The 13,275-nt window shown below is 73.0% G+C and carries 13 protein-coding genes; 3 read left to right on the top strand and 10 right to left on the bottom strand.

From position 1 onward, the window contains the following. The first annotated feature begins 239 nt into the window (after window positions 1-239). Entirely contained in the window at window positions 240-851 is a 612-nt protein-coding gene (locus tag ACFU7Z_RS24050) for a ScbR family autoregulator-binding transcription factor (RefSeq protein ID WP_049661418.1), read from the top strand. A 41-nt stretch (window positions 852-892) separates the two neighbouring features. Here the strand turns inward: ACFU7Z_RS24050 and ACFU7Z_RS24055 are convergent, their stop codons facing one another. Then, the gene (locus ACFU7Z_RS24055; protein WP_380779529.1) at window positions 893-1,522 is read right to left on the bottom strand and encodes a ScbR family autoregulator-binding transcription factor; all 630 of its coding nucleotides are present in this window, start codon (window positions 1,520-1,522) and stop codon (window positions 893-895) included. Window positions 1,523-1,869: 347 nt separating this feature from the next. Here ACFU7Z_RS24055 and ACFU7Z_RS24060 point away from each other — a divergent pair, with 347 nt between their 5' ends. Further along, a complete protein-coding gene (locus ACFU7Z_RS24060; RefSeq protein WP_380779531.1) occupies window positions 1,870-3,051 on the top strand; it encodes a ScbA/BarX family gamma-butyrolactone biosynthesis protein in 1,182 nt (393 codons plus the stop codon). A 16-nt stretch (window positions 3,052-3,067) separates the two neighbouring features. Here the strand turns inward: ACFU7Z_RS24060 and ACFU7Z_RS24065 are convergent, their stop codons facing one another. The 7 genes from ACFU7Z_RS24065 to hemL all read right to left on the bottom strand — a co-directional run bounded on the left by ACFU7Z_RS24065 (window position 3,068) and on the right by hemL (window position 10,159). Further along, a complete protein-coding gene (locus ACFU7Z_RS24065) occupies window positions 3,068-3,454 on the bottom strand; it encodes a hypothetical protein (protein WP_143204614.1) in 387 nt (128 codons plus the stop codon). A gap of 142 nt (window positions 3,455-3,596) precedes the next feature. Continuing rightward, window positions 3,597-4,727, bottom strand: coding sequence for a c-type cytochrome biogenesis protein CcsB (gene ccsB, locus ACFU7Z_RS24070; protein WP_049650493.1), 1,131 nt, complete (start codon window positions 4,725-4,727; stop codon window positions 3,597-3,599). 3 nt (window positions 4,728-4,730) lie between these two features. Next, the gene (locus ACFU7Z_RS24075; RefSeq protein ID WP_380742726.1) at window positions 4,731-6,572 is read right to left on the bottom strand and encodes a cytochrome c biogenesis protein ResB; all 1,842 of its coding nucleotides are present in this window, start codon (window positions 6,570-6,572) and stop codon (window positions 4,731-4,733) included. Window positions 6,573-6,574: 2 nt separating this feature from the next. Beyond that, window positions 6,575-7,348: a cytochrome c biogenesis CcdA family protein gene (locus tag ACFU7Z_RS24080; protein ID WP_234348286.1), complete on the bottom strand. Its 774-nt coding sequence runs from the start codon at window positions 7,346-7,348 to the stop codon at window positions 6,575-6,577. After that, window positions 7,345-7,962, bottom strand: coding sequence for a TlpA disulfide reductase family protein (locus tag ACFU7Z_RS24085; protein ID WP_049650491.1), 618 nt, complete (start codon window positions 7,960-7,962; stop codon window positions 7,345-7,347). The genes ACFU7Z_RS24080 and ACFU7Z_RS24085 overlap by 4 nt, the downstream gene beginning before the upstream one ends. Before the next feature lie 143 nt (window positions 7,963-8,105). Further along, window positions 8,106-8,756: a histidine phosphatase family protein gene (locus tag ACFU7Z_RS24090; protein ID WP_049650499.1), complete on the bottom strand. Its 651-nt coding sequence runs from the start codon at window positions 8,754-8,756 to the stop codon at window positions 8,106-8,108. A gap of 74 nt (window positions 8,757-8,830) precedes the next feature. After that, window positions 8,831-10,159, bottom strand: a complete 1,329-nt coding sequence (hemL, locus tag ACFU7Z_RS24095; RefSeq protein ID WP_375876951.1) for a glutamate-1-semialdehyde 2,1-aminomutase — start codon at window positions 10,157-10,159, stop codon at window positions 8,831-8,833. A gap of 439 nt (window positions 10,160-10,598) precedes the next feature. On the opposite strand from hemL, the gene ACFU7Z_RS24100 reads away from it, so the two are divergent. Beyond that, on the top strand, window positions 10,599-11,081 hold the full coding sequence (locus tag ACFU7Z_RS24100) for a hypothetical protein (protein ID WP_074004012.1): 483 nt from the start codon (window positions 10,599-10,601) through the stop codon (window positions 11,079-11,081). Between the two features lie 166 nt (window positions 11,082-11,247). Here the strand turns inward: ACFU7Z_RS24100 and ACFU7Z_RS24105 are convergent, their stop codons facing one another. Both ACFU7Z_RS24105 and ACFU7Z_RS24110 read right to left on the bottom strand, forming a co-directional pair. Further along, window positions 11,248-11,739, bottom strand: a complete 492-nt coding sequence (locus tag ACFU7Z_RS24105; protein WP_049650488.1) for a MarR family winged helix-turn-helix transcriptional regulator — start codon at window positions 11,737-11,739, stop codon at window positions 11,248-11,250. A 63-nt stretch (window positions 11,740-11,802) separates the two neighbouring features. Further along, entirely contained in the window at window positions 11,803-13,083 is a 1,281-nt protein-coding gene (locus tag ACFU7Z_RS24110; RefSeq protein ID WP_380779534.1) for a glycosyltransferase family 39 protein, read from the bottom strand. Window positions 13,084-13,275 lie beyond the last annotated feature (192 nt).

The raw sequence follows: 13,275 nt of genomic DNA on the forward strand, positions 1-13,275 counted from the left end.
CGGTCACCCCGCTCGGGTGACCGGCCGTCCGGCGTTGCCCGGGCCGCCTCGGGCTCTGCCCGGGGCCGCGTCGGGCTTCGTCCGGGGCCGCTCCGGCGGCGCTCCCGCCCGGTCGGCCGGGGCCGGAGGGGCCCGCGGCGGGCTCGGTAGGATGCCTACTGGACGGTATGCGTCCGCCGCCCCGTCCGCCCCCATAGGATCGGCCGCTGCCGAGACCAGAACTTTCCAGGGAGGCTGCGATGGCCAGGCAGGCCCGCGCGCTGGCGACCCGCCAGACGGTACTCGTCGCGGCGGCCGAGGTGTTCGACGAGCGGGGCTACGCCGCCGCCACGATGTCCGAGATCCTGGACCGCGCCGGCGTCACCAAGGGCGCGCTGTACTTCCACTTCCGCTCCAAGGAGGAGCTGGCGCTCGCCGTCATCGAGGGACAGGGCGTCTTCATCTCCGGCTGGACACCGGCCTCGGACAGCCCGGTGCAGAACCTGATCGACCTCGGGTACGCCTTCGCCCGCGCGCTCCAGACCGACCCGCTGGTGCGCGGCAGCATCCGGCTGACGATCGAGCACGGCAGCTTCACCCAGCCGCAGCTCGCGGCCTACCAGGGCTGGATGGACACCGTCCGCGTCCTGCTGGAGCACGCCCGGGAGGCCGGCGACCTCCACCCGGGGGTCGACCTGACCGCGGCCGCCGGGGTGATCACCGGGGCCGTCACCGGCATCCAGCTGAGCTCCCAGGTGCTGGCCGACCGGCAGGACCTGATCCAGCGGCTGTCCGACCTCTGGACGCTGCTGCTGCCCGGCCTGGTCCAGCCGCACGCGCTCGCCCGGCTGAGCGTCGCCGAGCGCGCCTGAGCCCCGACTCCGGGAGCCCTAGGGCCGGGGCCTCAGACCCGCTAGCCCGCCCGGTGCTCCGCCGTCACCAGGGCCGGCAGCGCGGCCGTCCAGAGCCGGCTCACCGCCTCAGGACCGGGCCGGCCGGTCTCCTCGCCCGCGAGCAGCACCTGGCCGGCCGCCACCGCGGTGAGCAGTTCGGCGGCGGCCCGCCGGTCCACCCCGGGGCGCAGCTCGCCGGCCTCGGCGGCGCGGTCCAGCAGCCGGTGGACGACGGCGGTGAGGCTGCGCCAGGCGACGTCGGAGGCCACGGGCGGGCCGTCCGGCCCCTCCTGGGCGCCGTCCCGGCGCGGGCCCTGGCGGCCGAGCCGGACGCCGGCCCGCACCACCACGTCCTCGCGCAGCATCCGGGCCAGCTCGTGCGAGAAGTCGATCAGCCCCTGGAGGGCCGGGCCGTCGGCCCGCAGCGCGCGCAGCGCGGCCGAGCCGACCTCCCGCCCGGAGGCGCGGCGCACCCCGTCGGCGAGGGCCTGCTTGGACACGAAGTGGAAGTAGAGGGCCCCCTTGCTCACCCCGGCCCGGCGGCTGATGTCGACCAGGCTGGCGGCCTCGAAGCCCACCCGCGCGAAGGTCTCCGCGGCGGCGAGCAGTACGGCCCGCCGGGTCCGCCCAGCCCGCTCCTGCTTGACCACTGGCCCCCTCCGGACTCGGCCGGGCGCGATCCCCGCCCCACCCGGCTGCTGTCGGCGCGGCCCCTGCGGGGGCGGCGCTCGCATGCGGACGGCACCCTCCGAAACCGCATGGTTGGTATCTAATCTAGCGCTTGCTTCGCCCCCGCCGTCCAGCGGGGACGGCCCCCACCGATGGTCCGAGGCCTCCTGAACGGGCATTCCCGCAGCCCAGGGGGCAGGTAGCGTGGCCGGGCCGGAGCGTTCGGCCTGGGCACCCCAGCCGCCGAACACAAACCGGGTGGTATGTATGTTTTGCTCGGACGGCCGTGGCGGCCGCTCCGACCGACACCCTGAAGCGGGGGCCCGTCATGCCATCGATCGTAGAGCCGGACCCGCACGATCCGTACGCCCACCCCGGCCCGGGCAGCGCCGGCGGCTTCGGGTTCGACGACAGCCCCGCGACCGGCTACGACTTCCACCACGGCCCCGCCACCGGCTACGACTTCCACGACCGGACCGTCTCCCGGCACCTGGTGCACCGCGCCTCGGTGTCCGAGGTGTTCCTCACCGGCTGGCAGGCCACCGGCCCGTACGACTTCCTGCTCGGCGCCCAGTGGCCCCGGCTGCACGGCTTCTACCGGCTGCCCGGGGACCGCTACCACGACCCGGTGCTGCTGGCCGAAACGATCCGGCAGACCGGGCTGCTGATCGGCCACGCCGGGTTCGGGGTGCCGCGCGGCCACCACTTCATGATGGAGGACCTCTCCTACGCGCTCGACGGGACCGGCCTGCCGGGCCTCGCCGTCACCGCCGGCCCCGCCTCGCTGATGCTGGCCGTCAGCTGCGAGGACGTCCGGATGCGGCACGGCGAGCTCGCCTCGCTCCGGGTCTGCGTCGACGTCACCCGGGACGGCCGGCCGATCGGTCGCGGCAGCGGACGGCTGCGGGTGGTCTCCCCCGCCTCGTACGCCCGGCTGCGCGGCCCCGCGCGGCGCACCCTCCCGCCGCGCCCGCCGGCACCCGCCGCGCCCGAGCTGGTCGGCCGCGCACAGCCGGCGGACGTGGTGCTCAGCCCGACCCTGGCGCCGGACACCTGGCTGCTGCGCGCCGACGCCACCCACCCGGTGCTGTTCGACCACGAGCTGGACCACGTGCCCGGGATGCTGGTGCTGGAGGCCGCCCGGCAGGCCGCCCAGCGGCTGCGCCACCCCGAGCCGGTGGTCCCGGTCGAGCTGGTGACCTCCTTCGACCACTACATCGAGCTGGACCGGCCCTGCTTCGTCCGGGCCGCCCCCGAACCGGCGCCCGGGCCGGCCGAGGGGCCGGCCGCGGCGGACGGGCGGCTCGCGGTACGGGTCGAGCTGCTCCAGGACGGCCGGACGGCGGCCGAGTGCCTGCTGCTCACCGTGCCGGTGGACGGACCGGCCGAGGGCCCGGGGGTGCCGGTCCGGCGGGACGCCTACGACGGCCGCCCCGCCGTCCCGGGCCCCGCCGTACCCGGCCCTCCCCTGCCGGGCCTCGGGGGCGCCCGGCTGCCGCTGGCGAGTTAGGGACGCCCCGGGCCCGTCAGGCGGCCACCAGGGCGGCCGGCCGGCCCGCGTGCATCACGCTGAGGTTGGTCGCCAGCCGGACCGGGTCCTGGGACAGCCAGAGCCGCAGCGCCGCGCCCAGGGCCGCGCTGGCCGACTCGACCCGGACGTCGGTGATCTGCGCGATCCGGGCCGCGCCCGGCACCAGCAGATCGGCCAGCGGGGTCGGCAGCCACACCGTCAGGGCGCACGGCGCGGGCACGGCCAGCGCCCCCAGCAACCGGTAGGCGTCCCCCGGCGCGCTGAGCGTCGGGATGATGTCCAGCAGCGCGTCGGACACCACCTCCGACACGTCGCTCCGGTGTCCCTGGGCGAGCCTGCGGAGCAGCGTGCGCTCGGCGGCGGTGATTCGGACGGTCAGCATGACCTCGTCGCACTCCATTGCGCGATTTCCTCCTCAGTTCCCTCTCGCACCGGCCGGCGGCCGGCGCGCACTACCCCGTTTCACACATCGGCCCGGCTACCTGTGGGAGAGAGCCGGGCCGGTGGGTGATCGTGTGCCCCGGTCAGATCCCCGCGTAGGAGTGCTTTCCGGTAACGAAGATGTTCACCCCGTAGTAGTTGAAGAGCCAGCAGGCGAACGCCGCCAGCGCCAGGTAGGCGGCCTTGCGGCCCTTCCAGCCGGCCGTCGCACGGGCGTGCAGGTAGCAGGCGTAGGCGACCCAGGTGATGAACGACCAGGTCTCCTTCGGGTCCCACTCCCAGTACTTGCCCCAGGCCGCCTCGGCCCAGATCGCGCCCGCGATGATGGTGAACGTCCACAGCGGGAAGACCAGGGCGTTGATCCGGTAGGACAGCTTGTCGAAGGTGGACGCGGCGGGCAGTCGGCGCCAGATCGAGGCCGAGGTGCCCAGCGGGCCGGTGGTGAGGCCGGCCGCCGTCCGCTTCTCGAAGGACTCCTTGCCGAGGTACAGCAGCGTGGCGATGAACGCCGCGTAGAAGGCGCCGCCGCAGAAGATCGCGGTGGAGACGTGGATCGCCAGCCACGGCGAGTGCAGCGCCGGGACGAGCTGCTCGGAGTCGGTGTACAGCACCGTGGTGGCGATGCCGAGGGTCAGCAGCACCGCGAGGACGACCGGCAGGCCGAGCCAGCGGACCTTCTTCTTCGCGGCCAGCAGCACCAGGTACGCGGCCGTCATCGCGAAGGCGAAGGCGCAGGAGAACTCGTACATGTTGCCCCACGGCCAGCGGGAGACCGACAGGCCGCGGGTGATGATGCCGCCGCCGTGCAGCGCCAGCGCCAGCACGGTGAGCGAGACGGCGATCCGGCCGGCCAGGTCGGCCCGCACGCTGGTGCCGGCCGCGCCCGGGCCGTCCTCCTCCTCGGCGCCGCGCCCGGTGGTGACCACCGTCGCGCCCTCGCCCGCGATCGCGGTGCGGGTGAGCGTCGTGGTGCCGCCGCCGGCCCCGGCCACCGTGACGGTGACCTTCTTCGCGGCCTTCTTGTCCGCCGCGGCGACGGTCTCGCCCAGGCTGCCCGCCTGTTCCGTCGAGCGGACGGCGACGGCGCCCTTGCTGCCGAAGGTCCACTCGATCATGTGGGCGAACATGGCGAGGGTGTAGACCACCATCGCCGAATAGATCAGCTTGTTGGAGAGGTCGGCCAGCTGTGGGTCGACCGCCGAGGCGAGATGCACCGTCTACTCCTTGGAGTTCTGGTCGGCAGGGACTGCGGGTTCCGGGGAGGCCGCCGGGACTGTGGGGGTCCCGGTCTCCTCGGGTACGTCCGTTTCGGTGTCGGCGTCCTCGCCCGCGGAGGCCGGAGTGCCGTCCTCGTCCGCGGAGGCCGGGGTGCCGTCCTCACCTTCGGGGGCCGGGGCGTCGTCCTCCTCGTCCTCGGAGGCGGGAGCGTCGTCCTGGAGGTCGACCGCGAGCTCCGCCAGCTCCTCGGCGATCTTCGCCGACTCGCTGCGGGCCAGGCCGGCCAGCTCCACCTGGGTGCCGCCGCCCGGCAGGGCGACCGCCCGCACCCAGATCCGGCGGCGCTGGATGAACAGCGAGCCGATCAGGCCGAGGATCGCGAGCACGCCGCCGCTCAGGGCGATCGCGTTGCCCGGACGGTGCGAGATGTTGAAGCTGGCCCACTGCTTGTAGCCCTCGAAGGTCACCGAGCCGTAGCCGTCGGGCAGGTCCCAGGCCTGGCCGGGCTTGAGCCGGGCCTTGGCCGGCTGGCCGTCCTGGGTGAGCTGGGTGAGCTTGCGGGTGTTGAGCTGGTAGACGTTCTGCGGCAGGCCGGAGTCGGTGCCGAGGTCGCCCGCGAAGGCGTTCAGCACGAGTTCGGGCTCGGCGTCACCGGGGAACAGCGAGACCGGGCCGGTGCCCTCGAAGCTCAGCGGGGCGGTCGGCAGGAAGAAGCCGGAGAAGCCCATCTGGGTCTTGTTGCCGTCGGGGCCCACGCCGTAGTCGGAGACCTTCACGACACCGGTGGAGGTCAGGTTGCCGTCCTGCGGCAGGAACGGGACGGCGCCGCGGTAGACGACCTCGCCCTTGCCGTTCTTGACGCTGACGAACGGGGCGTAGCCGTGGCCGATCAGGTAGACCTTGCTGCCGCCGATCTCCAGCGGGTGGTTGACCTCGATCGTCGACTTCTTCAGCTTCGACTGGTCGCTGCCCTCGTAGTACTCGACGTTCGCGGTGAACTGCCGGGCGGCGCCGATCTGGTCGCCCTTGGTCTGGAACTTCGACGTGAAGCTGTCCAGCTTCAGGTAGAAGGGGTCGAGGTCCTGGTTGCCGTAGAACCGGGTGCCGTTGAAGTCGTCGAGCTGGGTGATGGTGTTGGAGTAGCCCTCGCCCTGGACCATCAGCTTGCCGCCGGTGCCCGAGGCCAGGCTGGCCCAGGCGAAGCCGCCGAGCAGCGCGAACAGCGACAGGTGGAACAGCAGGTTGCCGACCTCGCGCAGGTAGCCCTTCTCGGCCGCCACCGCGCCGCCGGACAGGTGGGCGCGGAAGCCGCGCTTGCGCAGCAGCCGGTGCGCGGCGGCGTTCACCGCGTCGGCGTCCGCCTCGGTGCGCCAGGCCGCGTGGACCGGCATCCGGGTCAGGTTGCGCGGCGCGGCCGGCGGCTGGGAGCGCAGCACGCCGACGAACTGCCAGGTGCGCGGGACGATGCAGCCGGCCAGCGACACGAACAGCAGGATGTAGATCGCGGAGAACCAGACCGAGCTGTAGACGTCGAACAGCTGGAGCTTCTCGTAGATCGGCGCGACCGTGGCGTGCTGCGCCTTCCAGGCCTCGACCTTCAGCTGGCCCTGGCCGTTCTGGTACTGCGGGATCAGCGAGCCGGGGATGGCGGCCAGCGACAGCAGGAAGAGCAGGATCAGGGCGACCCGCATCGAGGTCAGCTGGCGCCACATCCAGCGCGCCCAGCCGAACGCCCCTATGCCGGTCGGTCCGTCGGACTCGACCGGCGCGGTGCTGAGCCGCTCGGCGGCGACGTCGTCCGGCGCCGGGGGCTGCTCGGTCTCGGTCGTGGTGTTGCTCACGGTCAGATTCCGATCTGGAAGTCGGCGGTCCAGGACTGCAGCTGGCTCAGCATCGAGTCCCAGATCCCGGTGACGAGCAGCAGACCGACCGCGACGAGCATGCCGCCGCCGATCCTCATGACGAGCGGGTAGTGCCGCTTGACCCAGCCGAAGGCGCCCAGCGCCCGGCGGAAGGCCAGCGCGGCCACGATGAACGGTACGCCGAGGCCCAGGCAGTAGAAGGTCATCAGCAGGGCGCCGCGCGCGGCGTCGGCCTGGTTCAGGGCGAGGTTCTGGACGGTCGCCAGGGTCGGGCCGATGCAGGGCGTCCAGCCGACGCCGAAGACCACGCCCAGCAGCGGCGCGCCGAGCAGGCCGACCGACGGACGGCGGTGGGAGCGCACCTCGCGCATGCTCAGACCGGGGACGAGGCCCATGAAGGCGAGGCCCATCACGATCGTCACCGCCCCGAGCACGATCGAGATGACCCGCTTGTGCTCCTGGAGGGTGTCGCCGAACTGCCCGAACAGCGCCCCGCCCGAGACGAACACGGCGGTGAAGCCGAGGATGAACAGCGTCGCCCCGAGCAGCATCCGGCCGCGCCGCGCGCCGCGCGCGTCCGCGAGGTCGGCGGCGGAGAAGCCGGTCACGTACGACAGGTAGCCGGGGACGAGCGGCAGCACGCAGGGCGAGAAGAACGACACCAGTCCGGCCGCCAGCGCGATCGGCGCGGCGACCAGCAGCGCTCCGCTCTGGAGGGTCCCGGTGTTGTCGGCGAGTTGTTGCGGCAGGCTCACTGCTTCTGCTCCGCGACCACCGGCTGGAGGATCGACTCCAGCGCGTCCTCGGTGGTGCCGCCGACGGCGCGGGCGGCCAGCTTGCCGTCCCGGTCGACGATCAGGGTGGTCGGGATGGACTGCGGGTTGAGGCTGCCCTTGGGGAACTTGAGCAGCTGGGTGCCGGCCGGGTCGAAGAGGCTCGGGTAGGTGACGCCCTGCTCCTGCTCGAAGCGGACGGCGTTCTGCTTCTCGGTGTCCCGGGTGTTGATGCCGAGGAACTGGACGCCCTGGTCCTTGTACTTCTCCGAGACGTTCTGGAGGCTCTTGGCCTCGGCCCGGCACGGGCCGCACCAGGAGCCCCAGACGTTCAGCACGACGACCTTGCCCCGGTAGTCGGAGAGCTTGGCCGGGGTGCCCTCCAGGGTGTCCCCGGAGATGTCCGGCGCGTCCCCGCGCTTCCCGGCGTCCGCCTTCGACAGGTTGGTGCCCTTGACCGTGACGAAGCCGACCTGGCCCTCGCCGCCGCCCGACGAGCCCGAGGAGGAACAGCCGGTGAGGGCGAGCGCAGCGGCGGCGACGGTGGCGGCGGCTGCTGCGGCGACACGGGGACGGGGGCGCGTCATGGCAGACATGTGAAAAGTTTCGCATGGAGTTCCGGGCCGGTTCGCCGGGGTCCTCCCTTGCGCGTCGCACCCCTTCTGACCTGCGACGAAATCGGGTCACCCGGCAGTCGCCGGGTGACCCGAAGTCATACTTACACGCCGCTTACGGGAGGCTAGGCGCCGAAGCTCTTGCCCACCGGCTTGTCGCCCTTGCGGCCCTTGCCCACCAGGTGCGCGGGCAGCAGGTCGCGGGCCGGCTCGCGGTAGCCGACCGAGACGATCCGGTCGCCCTCGAAGGTGAAGCTGGTCAGCGAGGCCAGCGAGCACTGCCGGTTGCGCGGGTCGTGCCAGAGCCGGCGGCGCTCGGCGAAGGAGCGGAGGATCCAGATCGGCAGCTGGTGGCTGACGCAGACCGCCTCGTGCCCGCGCGCGGCGTCCCGGGCCGCGCCGATCGCGCCCATCATCCGCACCGCCTGGTCGAGGTACGGCTCGCCCCAGGACGGCTTGAACGGGTTGGTGAGGTACTTCCAGTAGCCCGGGTTCCGCAGCGAACCGTCGCCGACCCCGAAGGTCTTGCCCTCGAAGACGTTCTCCGCCTCGATCAGCCGCGCGTCCACCGCGATGTCCAGGCCGTGCGCCTCGGCGATCGGCGCGGCGGTCTCCTGGGCCCGCTCCAGCGGGGAGGCCACCACGTGGGTGACGTCCCGGTCGGCCAGGTCCTCGGCGACCCGCTCGGCCATCTTCCGGCCCAGCTCGGACAGGTGGTAGTCCGGCAGGCGCCCGTACAGGACGCCCTCCGGGTTGTGCACCTCGCCGTGCCGCATCACGTGGACGACGGTGATCTCTTTGGCGCTCACTTCTCGACTACTCCTGGGAATCGGGGTACGGGCCGCGGCGGTCAGGCCGTGGCGGCGGCAGCGGCGCGCGCGGCGGCCGGCAGGGCGGCGGCGATCCGCTCGATCGCCCGCTCGTCGTGGGCCGCCGAGACGAACCAGGACTCGAAGGCGGACGGCGGCAGGTAGACGCCCTCGGCCAGCATCGCGTGGAAGAAGGCGGTGAAACGGTACGCCTCCTGGGTCCTGGCCTCGTCATAGTCGGTGACCGGGGCCTCGGTGAAGAACACCGAGAACATGTTCCCGGCGGTCTGCAGCCGGTGTGCCACGCCCTCCTTGGCGAGCGCGTCGGCGACCAGGCCGGAGACCTCGGCGGCGACCTTGTCCACCGTCGCGTACGCCTCGTCGGTGCAGCCGCGCAGCTGGGCCAGGCCCGCCGCGGTGGCGACCGGGTTCCCGGACAGGGTGCCCGCCTGGTAGACCGGGCCGGCCGGGGCCAGGTGCGCCATCACGTCGGCGCGGCCGCCGAAGGCCGCGGCCGGGAAGCCGCCGCCCATGACCTTGCCGAAGGTCAGCAGGTCCGGCGCCCAGCCCTCGTGCGCCGCCTCCAGGCCGTACCAGCCGGCCTTGGAGACGCGGAAGCCGGTCATCACCTCGTCGGAGATGAACAGCGCGCCGTTCTCCCGGCAGAGCCGGGCCAGGCCGCCGTTGAAGCCGGGCAGCGGCGGGACGACGCCCATGTTGCCGGGCGAGGCCTCGGTGATCACGCAGGCGATCTCGCCCGGGTGGGCGGCGAACGCCTGCTCGACGGCGGCCAGGTCGTTGTACGGCAGCACGATGGTGTCGCCGGCCTGGGCGCCGGTGACGCCCGGGGTGTCCGGCAGGCCGAAGGTGGCCACGCCGGAACCGGCGGCGGCCAGCAGCGCGTCCACGTGACCGTGGTAGCAGCCGGCGAACTTCACCACCTTCGCGCGGCCGGTGAAGCCGCGGGCCAGCCGGATCGCGGACATGGTGGCCTCGGTGCCGGAGGAGACCAGGCGGACCTGCTCGACCGGGGCGACCCGGGCGACGATCTCCTCGGCCAGCTCGACCTCGCCCTCGCCGGGGGTGCCGAAGGAGGTGCCGCGGGAGACGGCCCGCTGGACGGCGTCGATCACCGCGGGGTGCGCGTGGCCGAGGATCATCGGACCCCACGAGCACACCAGGTCGACGTACTCGCGGCCGTCGGCGTCGGTGAGGTAGGGACCGGTGCCGGACACCATGAAGCGCGGCGTGCCGCCGACCGCGCGGAAGGCGCGCACCGGGGAGTTGACGCCGCCGGGCGTCACCACGGAGGCGCGGTCGAACAGCGACTGGGACTGGGGGGCTTCGTAGGGGTAGCTCACAAAAGACATGGTCTCAAATCGTGTCCTCACGCTCTGCATGTCCGACCCGATCATCTGGAACGATGATCCGGGCACCGTTGTCTGTACGGTTGTCCGTACAGCAGGGGCCGCTGACTTCACCGGACCGGGGACCAGTCAGACTGTGTACACAGAGTGCACAGGACCTCCGGTCTGTGTGCAGGGGTGTGGAGAGGACTGCCGCGTACCGCGAATGGGTACGGCGGCGCATGACGGGTAAGGAGCACGTCCGGTGGGCGCCGGACGTGCGGGGGTCTGTCGATTCCGGCGAATTCCGGTGAGGATGGTCCGAGTGTCCGAGGCGCAGGACGGTTACGACGAGGCCGCGGGGGGCTCCCGCAGGCCCGCCGAGACCGCACGCGGGGGTACGGGAGCGGGTACGGGTCGTGGTCGTCGCGGCGGTGAGAGGCGGGGTGAGGGACGCGTGGGGGTGACCTACAAGTACTTCGGAGCCCCGGACCGCGCGACGGCCGCCAGAGTCCCCACCGCCCTCGGGCCGGGCGGGCTCGGCCTGGAGGCCGGCGAGCTCGGCGCACTGGGCCGCCTCGGCGACCTGATGGAGACCAGCGGCTCCCCCACCGGCCACCTCTCCACCAAGATCAAACCGGAGACGATGAGCGCCATGGTGCTCACCGGCATCCAGGGCGTCCCGCTGCACCAGGTGCCGCCGCTGGAACTGGTGGTGCTGCACCCCGACTACGCCGTCGTCCAGCTCCCCCACAACGTCGTCGAGCCGCTGCGCAAGGCCGACGAGACCGAGCTCGGCGCCGCCGCCTTCATCTGGTCCACCGTGCCGGACCGGCGCGGGCCGCGGGACGCGTTCGTGATCTACAGCATGCTGCACGAGTGGCAGGACTTCGCCAACCGGCTGCACGAGGCCGGGCACCAGCTGTACTGCCTGGTCTGGCCGTAGCACCCCGGGGTCCGGTCCGCCGTTCGAACGCGGGCCGGATCCAGGCTGACCCTTCGAACACCGGTCGCATTCAAGCGAGTTGACGGACGGTCAGTTCTCGCACCCGGTCGACCACGGGACGGTGGCGGCGAGCCCGCGGAAGCGGTCCGGGGCGGGCGGCCGGCGACTATCCCCGGGAGCGGCGGGCGCGGCGGACGGTGCGTTCGACCTCGACGGGCTCCGCGAGGTGGCCGTCCACCAGGTGGGTCAGGGCCGAGAGGAACACCTCGCGCTCGGGCTGCGGCAGCGACTCCAGCAGCTCGCGGTGCACCCGGTCGGCGATCGCGCTGCCCCGCACCACGGCCCGCTCGCCCGCCTCGGTGACCGAGACGATCCGGGCCCGCCGGTCGGTCGCGGACGGGCGGCGCTCGGCCAGGCCCGCCTTCTCCAGTTCGTCGACGGTGACCACCATGGTCGTCTTGTCCAGGTCCGCCAGCTCGGCCAGCTGGATCTGGGTGCGCTCGCCCGCCCGCGCGTGGAACAGCACGCAGTAGGCGCGCGGGGTGATCCCGAGCTCGGTGAAGGCGGCCGCCATCCGGGTGGCCAGCACGTGGCTCGCGTGGTCCATCAGCCCGGAGATGTCGCGGATCTGGCGCACGGGCGGCGGGGTCGTCGTCATACGTCCGAGGTTAGCAACGGCCCGTCTGCTGCCGGATGATCCCGTTGCCAACCAACGCCGGGTCTACGGGATGCCCAACTCGAACAGCGCATAGCCCGCGTACCAGCCCGCCGCGAGGACCGGCATGGCCAGCAGCCCGGCCAGCGAGGAGGTCCGCAGCTTGCGCAGCGCCACCGCCAGGCCGATGCAGAGCGGGAAGGCGGGCAGCAGGTAGCGCGAGATGTTGCCGAAGATCTGGTTGCTGCTCAGCGCGGTGATGATGGTGAGCGCGGTGTAGACCCACAGCACCAGCGGCGGCCGGGTGCGCCAGAGCAGCACCAGCAAGCCGGGCAGGGCGATCAGCAGGGCGATCGCGATCAGGTCCGGGACGGGGTTGGACTGCCAGAAGTCCCAGTGGCCGGTGATCACGTCCATGATCGTGCGCAGGGTGGAGGCGCCGCCGTCGAAGTAGCGGTTCCAGGCGCCCTGCTGGAGCTTGAAGTAGCCGCCCCAGTCGCCCATCTTCCAGCCGACCCAGGCGACGTAGCCGATCAGGCCCCACGGGGTGATCAGCATCGCGGTCAGCGGGCGGGCCACCCCGTCGGTGCGGCGGACCAGCGCGACCAGCGCGGCGATCGAGACGGCGGCGATCAGCGCGGCGGCGGTCGGCCGGTTGAGGCCCGCCACCAGCGCCAGCAGGCCGGCCGCCACCCAGCGGCGGGTCATCACGCAGTAGCAGGCCCAGGCGGACAGCGCGACGAACAGCGAGTCCGAGTAGACCGCCCACTCCACGCCGGAGCCCGGGAACAGGCCCCAGAGCACCGCGGCGATCACGCCCGCCCGGAAGCCGCCCAGCCGCTCGGCGACCGCGAAGATCCCGGCCGCGGCGACCAGCGAGGCGATCACCGAGACGACGATCCCGGAGCCGTACGGGCCGAGCCCGGTGACGGCGCCGACCAGCCGCATCAGCCAGGGGTAGAGCGGGAAGAAGGCGGCCGAGTTCTCGTAGTAGGTGGCCAGCGGGAAGCCGTGCAGCGGGATCAGCTGCGGGTTGTACCCGTTCTCGGCGATCCGCTGGTACCAGATGCCGTCCCAGGTGCCCAGCACGTCCCAGGCGTGGGCGCCGCCGCCGCGGCCCGGCTGCTTCTTCAGGTAGTCGCCGGTGTGCGAGAGCAGCAGCAGGAAGACGCTCAGGCCGATGGCCTTGACCACCGCGTACGCGCCCAGCGCGGGCGCGAAGCGGTCCACCAGTGCCCCGAACCGTCCGGACGCCGGGCCCGTCCGTTCCTCGGGGGCCTCCGCGGGCGCCGCCCCGGGCGCTCCGGGCTGGGTGCTGGACGACTCGGTGCTCGATGCCGTGCTCATCTGGTCTGGGTACTCCCCGCCCCGCTCGTGGTCCGCGCGGCTCCGGCGCAACGATTTTCCCGTGAGCCTACGGCACGACCCCGAACCGACGGCCCCTGGCGCCCTCCGGACCGGCGCGCAGCACCACGCCACCCGTGCCGAGCACCACACCGGCCCGGTCGTGCACGCGGCCGCCGCCGCCCGGGTGGGGGC

It is taken from the genome of Kitasatospora sp. NPDC057518, assembly GCF_042802075.1.
Classification (GTDB): Bacteria; Actinomycetota; Actinomycetes; order Streptomycetales; family Streptomycetaceae; genus Kitasatospora.

Bases quoted from the DNA above. Each gene is read 5' to 3' on its own strand.
- ACFU7Z_RS24050 (WP_049661418.1), top strand. From the start codon at position 240: ATGGCCAGGCAGGCCCGCGCGCTGGCGACCCGCCAGACGGTACTCGTC.
- ACFU7Z_RS24060 (WP_380779531.1), top strand. From the start codon at position 1,870: ATGCCATCGATCGTAGAGCCGGACCCGCACGATCCGTACGCCCACCCC.
- ACFU7Z_RS24065 (WP_143204614.1), bottom strand. From the start codon at position 3,454: ATGCTGACCGTCCGAATCACCGCCGCCGAGCGCACGCTGCTCCGCAGG.
- ACFU7Z_RS24085 (WP_049650491.1), bottom strand. From the start codon at position 7,962: ATGTCTGCCATGACGCGCCCCCGTCCCCGTGTCGCCGCAGCAGCCGCC.
- ACFU7Z_RS24090 (WP_049650499.1), bottom strand. From the start codon at position 8,756: ATGCGGCACGGCGAGGTGCACAACCCGGAGGGCGTCCTGTACGGGCGC.
- hemL (WP_375876951.1), bottom strand. From the start codon at position 10,159: ATGTCTTTTGTGAGCTACCCCTACGAAGCCCCCCAGTCCCAGTCGCTG.
- ACFU7Z_RS24105 (WP_049650488.1), bottom strand. From the start codon at position 11,739: ATGACGACGACCCCGCCGCCCGTGCGCCAGATCCGCGACATCTCCGGG.
- ACFU7Z_RS24110 (WP_380779534.1), bottom strand. From the start codon at position 13,083: ATGAGCACGGCATCGAGCACCGAGTCGTCCAGCACCCAGCCCGGAGCG.